Annotated in this window: 7 protein-coding genes; 1 reads left to right on the top strand and 6 read right to left on the bottom strand. The window is 28.6% G+C overall.

Annotated features, from left to right (window positions below; genetic code table 11):
• From MRZ80_RS00820 to MRZ80_RS00795, 6 genes are all read right to left on the bottom strand, one after another.
• Positions 1-258, bottom strand: a 258-nt coding sequence (locus tag MRZ80_RS00820; protein ID WP_292535264.1) for a hypothetical protein, incomplete at its 3' end; no start/stop codon positions are given.
• A 43-nt stretch (positions 259-301) separates the two neighbouring features.
• Positions 302-1,516 (bottom strand): hypothetical protein, encoded by a 1,215-nt coding sequence (locus MRZ80_RS00815; RefSeq protein ID WP_292535263.1) that lies wholly within the window; start codon positions 1,514-1,516, stop codon positions 302-304.
• The gene (locus tag MRZ80_RS00810) at positions 1,517-2,557 is read right to left on the bottom strand and encodes a Zc3h12a-like ribonuclease (protein ID WP_292535261.1); all 1,041 of its coding nucleotides are present in this window, start codon (positions 2,555-2,557) and stop codon (positions 1,517-1,519) included. It abuts the gene before it with no gap.
• A 273-nt stretch (positions 2,558-2,830) separates the two neighbouring features.
• Positions 2,831-3,199 (bottom strand): nascent polypeptide-associated complex protein, encoded by a 369-nt coding sequence (locus MRZ80_RS00805; protein WP_292535260.1) that lies wholly within the window; start codon positions 3,197-3,199, stop codon positions 2,831-2,833.
• Positions 3,200-3,455: 256 nt separating this feature from the next.
• The gene (locus MRZ80_RS00800) at positions 3,456-3,800 is read right to left on the bottom strand and encodes a DUF2304 domain-containing protein (protein ID WP_292535258.1); all 345 of its coding nucleotides are present in this window, start codon (positions 3,798-3,800) and stop codon (positions 3,456-3,458) included.
• A 20-nt stretch (positions 3,801-3,820) separates the two neighbouring features.
• Positions 3,821-4,531, bottom strand: a complete 711-nt coding sequence (locus MRZ80_RS00795) for a glycosyltransferase family 2 protein (RefSeq protein WP_292535256.1) — start codon at positions 4,529-4,531, stop codon at positions 3,821-3,823.
• A gap of 624 nt (positions 4,532-5,155) precedes the next feature.
• Here MRZ80_RS00795 and MRZ80_RS00790 point away from each other — a divergent pair.
• Positions 5,156-6,325, top strand: a complete 1,170-nt coding sequence (locus MRZ80_RS00790) for a hypothetical protein (RefSeq protein WP_292535255.1) — start codon at positions 5,156-5,158, stop codon at positions 6,323-6,325.
• Positions 6,326-6,482 lie beyond the last annotated feature (157 nt).

Below are 6,482 nucleotides of genomic sequence, written 5' to 3'. Positions count from 1 at the left end.
TGTTTTAGGTCTATAATTACTGCCACTACTACTGCTACTACTATTGTTGTATGTTTTCTTTGGCTGATATGTTGTTGTCGTGGTTGTGTTGTTTGTTTCGTTTATTGTGGTGTTGTTTGTTTCATTTATGGTTGTGTTGTTTGTTGTATTATTATCTCCTGCGAACATGTCAATTGTGGGTATGTCAAAGTGTATTACTGTAGCTCCTGCTGATCCACAGATCATTCCTGCAATTGCCACGATTACTACGAGCATCATCTTTGAGTTTAACTCTGAGCTTATTTTTTATCCCCCCAATTTTTTAGTCTTTTACTACTATTGCTATTAATGCAATTATTGTTGCTATTACACCTAGCCATGGATTTCCACTGTTCCATCCAACTAGTGTTGCTAGGAATATGAATATGAATACTATTGCTAGTGTTGTTGTGTTGTTTGTTGAGTAGTCTATTGTTGTTCTTGTAAATTCTGTTGGTATGTAGTATGCATATTTTCCATTTGCAAGGTCAAATACTATTGATGCTGTATCATCACGTATTTTTATGTCATCTGTTAGGTGTGCATTTTCTCCTGCTTCACGTCGACTGTTTCCTATTCCTACACGTAGATTTAGTCCATTATTCATTGCAAACCATGCACAGTCTAGTCCTGTTTTTAGTGCTATTGACTTGTTAGGGAAGTTGATTATTAGATCATCTCCACCTACACGATATCCCTCTATTTTTCCTTCACTTTCATTTGCAATGTAAGCGTTGATGTCATTCATGATTTCTATAAGTTTATCTTTACCATTTCTTTCAAGAAATCCTGTTGAATCTTTTGCATCGATGTACATGAAGTTATCAGCAGCTACAGGTTTAAGGTCAACTTTTTCATTTGTTGGTACATCTTCAAATATTACACCATATTCTCCACCAAGTTTTGTAAATCCTACACCTGATGTTTCATGAATTACAGCATTCATTTCTATTGCACGCTCAATTGATGCTGCACCTGTCATTCCTACAGCTCCACGTACATTTACACCTTTTTTCATACCAAGTGTTATCATTTGTATTGCTATTCTTATACTTTCCTTTTTTGATGGCATGTGAGATACTAGTTCTGTTCTGCTTTTTTCAACAATTTCTCCACCTGCTTCTTCTACCATCTGTGTGAAGATATCAATAAGTGGTGACATTTTAAATATTTCTATGTAGAGGTATCTGTCACTTCCCATGATAATATTACTTAGTAGGGCGTATTCATTTACTGTGTTGTCTGCTGGTTTTATTTCTATAAATTTACGATTTAGTGGTATGTCACGTTGATCTAGTTCTCGTTCAAGATTTTCAAAAATACTTTTACTGTTTATTACAGCAGGCTGTATTTCTATGAGCATTGTTTTTGTAAGATTTATTAATGATACATATTCTTTTTCTAGATCATTTGTTGCATAATAGTTTGTTCCAATACTTAAAACTCGTCTGTGTAAAAGGTGTGAATAAAGGGTTTTTAGGAGTTTATCAAAAACCATTTATCTTTTACCTCCTCTTTCTATGGAAGTTTCAAATTGTCCAGGTTTTTCCATTAACATACTTGGTTTTACAGATACAATTGGGAATTTCCATGTACCTAGTCTTCCTGCTAGTGTACTTGCTATGTTTCTTGAGTTATGTTTTATAAATGAGTAGTCTGAGTCATTTATTATAATGTCAAGATTGTATGGAGATTCCTCTAGTACTTCATCTGAATATATTAAGTTTAATTCAAATGATCCTGGCTTTGTAAATAGATCATTTCTCACAGCAACAAGTGGTGAATGATCAAGTCCAAGCTTATTTTTTACTGTTACTGCTATTGTTCCTGCATTTCTCACTGCTTCTTTGTAGTCTTTAGGATTTACAAGTACAAATATTAGGAAGTCTGAATCTTCTATATCTTCATCTACAAAGCTTACAATCTTATTAAGGATTGGTATTTTCATAAACATGTTTTCAAGCTTTGTATCTATTGCATTTTCCTCTTCATTATTTACTCGTGAAATTGCCTCTTGTGCTACTGCAAGTCCTGAGAATTTAATATTCTTCTTAGACTTATATACATCAAATCCTCTGCTTTCAAAGTCATTTAATGCTTTTGAACATATTTTCTGTAGTAAGTTTTTAACTTTTTTAGGTGGTGATGGTTTTCCTATCTGGAAACGTCCATCTTTTACACGATATGGTAATCTTCTACTATTTATATCTTGGAATTCATCCTGGTAGTCCCTAAAAAAGTCGTTTGATAATATTTTTGCATTTTCCTCATATGCAAGGTTTAATATGTAATGATCAGCAATTGTACCAGCTGGAACTGGGAATACTTCCTCATTTTGGATCATTTCATTAAAGCCATCTTTATCATCAATTTCATGTCGTAAAGGTGCATCTGCTAGGACTAATGGTTCATGACCTAGTTTTTTCAGAGTTTTTATTGCAACTTTTAGAGTTTTTAAACTCGGGGTTATTTTCCCTGTTTCTTCATTGGGTTTTTGTCCATAATATGCTACATTTGACCCATCAACAATAATTTTCAAAAGATCACCTATGTTTGTTATTCAAGTAAGTTCTATAATTTTAATTTTTTTTATATATTCATCTAATATTTTTAGAGTATATATCTTATTTGATTTTTATTATATAATTACTTTTTTTATATTTATTTTAAATTCAATTTACTATATCTTGTTTTTTAACTTTAAAATTACAAATAGGTGGATTAAATGGAGAATTTAATTCCTGCCATAATCCACTTATTTAAAAAAATAGTTTAAAAAAGAAAAAACTTTTGAAGTTTAATTTATACTATTCTAGGATAGTTTCATGATAGCTTCTGCAAGGTCACCATTTACTTCTTCTAGTGCTTGTTGTGCTTCTTTTCTAGTTTTTCCTGTTTGTGATGCTACAAGTTCTATGTCATCATCGTCAATTTCTACACTTGTAGGTTCTGATGTACTTCCTTTAATTCTTTCTTGAGCTTCACCTACAACTTGGTATGTTTCTTGTCCCATTGCATTCATTTTACTTACTTCTGGGTTTTTGATGACTAGTTCTTTATCTTTTAGAACTATTACAACTTCTTCTACATCGTTGATATCTTTCATATCCATTCCCATTTTTTTCATGGTTCTTTCCATTTGTTTTAATTGTTTTGGATTGATTCCGCCTCTTGGAAACATGTACTTAACTCCTCCTCATATATGGTGTTATTTGATTAATTTAATTATGATTATTTAATAAAAAAGTTTTATTATTATATCTTATATAATCTATGTACTTTTTAGTATATTAATTTTAATTTTAAATACATGAAAAATATCAACCTAGATTGTATTTTACCCCTAATTTATCATCTTATTATTATATTAAAAAAAAAGAAAAATGTTTAAAAAATTAAATAAGTGGGTGGTGATTATTTTAGATGATGTGAAAATTCTATTCATCATCTTCATTGTCATCATGATTATATATTGCAAGTTGACTTATAAGTTCATTAATACGACGTTTTTGATCTTCTATCATATTATATAACTTGAATATTAAAAACATAAGAATAAGTATTGCTATAATATATAATGCATCAAGTCCACGTCCAAGTCCTGTTATTTTTGCAAGAATTATACTTATCTGTGGAAATGTACTTGCAATAAACATTAAAGCTACAAATGTTATGATTGTAAGTGCAAGTCCTAGACTTATCTTTTCATCTCTGAATTTTTTTACTGCCCAATATATTATTAGAATTGCTATTATTGGAATGATTAATTGATATGCTAACAACTACGATACACACTCCTATATTATTTTAGTATTTCATTGAGAAATTCAAAGACAATTTTAAGTCCAACAAATAGATTTGTACCTTTTTCTATTGTTCTTTTATCATATATTGTTGTCATTGGAACTTCTTTTAATTTAAGATTATTTCTTTCAATTTCACCAATTATCTCAGAGGACACTCCATATTGTGGTGATTTAAGATTAAGTTTTTGAGCAGCATCACGGCTAAATGCTCTGAGTCCTGATTGTGAATCTTTAACCATCTTTCCCTGAAATATGTATGTTATATAGTTCATCACTGTATTTCCAAAACGTCGTCCATTTGGCATATCATCAAAGTCTCGTGCTGCAATTACAACATCAGCCTCACCATTTGCCAGTGGTGGATACATATTATAGAGATCATCAGGGTTGTGTTGTCCATCTGCATCAAATGTAATTATGATGTCTGCACCCTTACTTAGTGCTGCTTTTATTCCTGTTTTTATTGCTCCACCAAGTCCTACATTTATTATGTGTCTGTAGTAGTCTACCTGTTTTGGATACTTCTTTTTTAGTTTCTTTGATATGATGGGACTGTCATCTTTTGATCCATCATCTGTTATTATTACATTAAATCCACGATTTACAAGTTCTTCTACAACATCCTCTAGTGTTTCCTCTTCATTGTAACATGAAAGTACTATGTATGTATTTGGAGGTATTGGTGCTTTGGTGTTTTTGTTGTTCATTTTTCCTAGATTCCCATATTTATTAGTGAATTTTAAATTATTTTTTAGTTTAACTTCTGATTTTTTTAATGTATAATATAATATTTACATTAATCTAACTATAATATTTAATGATTTAAAATAAGGTATTTTTAAAAAAAGATACATTAAATTTATCTTTTAAAAAAAAAGTTATAATTTAAGTTTCTATAAGTTTTTATTTTATTTTGGAAAATAATTCCTTTTGGAAAATAATTCCCCCACCCTTTTTTTTCAATATGATTTTTTAATAAAATATTTAAAGAAATAATATTTGTTATAACTTATTTGAAAAATAACAGTGGTTATATTTTTTTTTAAAAATAACATGTATTATAATTTCTTTTAAAAAAATAACAATAGTTATAAATTATTTAATTAATAATCTAAAAAATAAAAAAATTATTTTAAAAATAACAATTATTACATCCTATTTTATAAAATAACTTGAAAATATCAATTTTAAAACAAATAAAATATTTTTAAAGTTTAAATAGATCAACAATTATAGATTAAAATTGTTAGTAGGTAACAATACTTACTTAAATGATCATTTATATAATAATGATCTTAATCTACTGAAAAAATATAATAGAGTAATTTAAAATGAAAAAAAATACTAACAAGAAGATACTATCTATTATGTTCATATTACTATTTTTTATAACAATTATAACAGCAGTAAATACATCAGATGATACAAATACTACAAAAAATACAATAAGTGACGACAATAGCATATCTACTATAAAATCAGATGCAAATATAGCTATAAATGATAATAATATAAAAAAAAGCAATATAAAAAATAATACGATAAGTACTAAAGAAAAAACAAAACAAAATAAAAAAGAATCAACTGTAAATAGCTTTGATGAACTATATGAAAAAATAGAAGATATTAAAACAAATTCAAATGACCAATCAGAGACAATAAACCTCAACCCAGGAAATTACTACATAACAAAAACAATAAACTGGGAAGGTAGTAAAACAACAAAAACACTCACAATCAATGGAAACCAAATAACACTAGATGGTCAAAAACAATACCAATTCATAACAGTAGCAGAAGGATACACATTAAATCTAGCAAATATAACAATAAACAACTGTCAATCAGAAGAAGGATCAGTAATAAATAACAATGGAACAGTGAAAATAGAAAACTCAAACTTCAACAGTAACAATGGAAATAATGGTGGAGTAAACTATAACACTGGTAATTTAACAATAGAAAACTCAAACTTCAACAGTAACAATGCAGGATCAGGAGGAGTAAACTATAACCAGAATGGTAATATAACAATAGAAAATTCAAACTTCAACAATAATAATGCAACAGATGGTGGAGTAAATCATAACGGTGGTAATTTAATAATAGAAAACTCAAACTTCACACAAAACTCAGCAGGTAATTATGGTGGAGTAAACTATAACGGTGGTAATATAACAATAGAAAACTCAAACTTCACACAAAACAAAGCAACAGAATATGGGGGAGTAAACAGTAATGGTGCTATTTTAACAATAAACAACTCAAACTTCACAGATAACAAAGCAACATATGGTGGAGTAAACAATAATAGAGGTGGAAATTTAAATATTATAAATTCAAACTTCAACAGTAACACTGCAACAGCAAATGGTGGAGTAAACCATAATAGTTGGTGGGGAACTTTAACAATAAACAACTCAAACTTCACAGATAACAATATAACATCACCAGATAGTAATGGACTTGGTGGAGTAATATATAATGAAGATGAAACTTGAATAATAGAAAATTCAACTCTACTAAATACAATTGGTCAAAACAATACAATCTATTCAAATAATAATATTACACTTAAAAATGTAGTATTAAACAACATAATTGATACACCAAAAGCATATATACAAAATACATACTGCTCACCAATACTAATAGATT

The organism is Methanosphaera sp., assembly GCF_022768985.1.
In the GTDB taxonomy this organism is placed as follows: Archaea; Methanobacteriota; Methanobacteria; order Methanobacteriales; family Methanobacteriaceae; genus Methanosphaera.
This window is presented reverse-complemented; position numbering and strand designations above follow the sequence as displayed.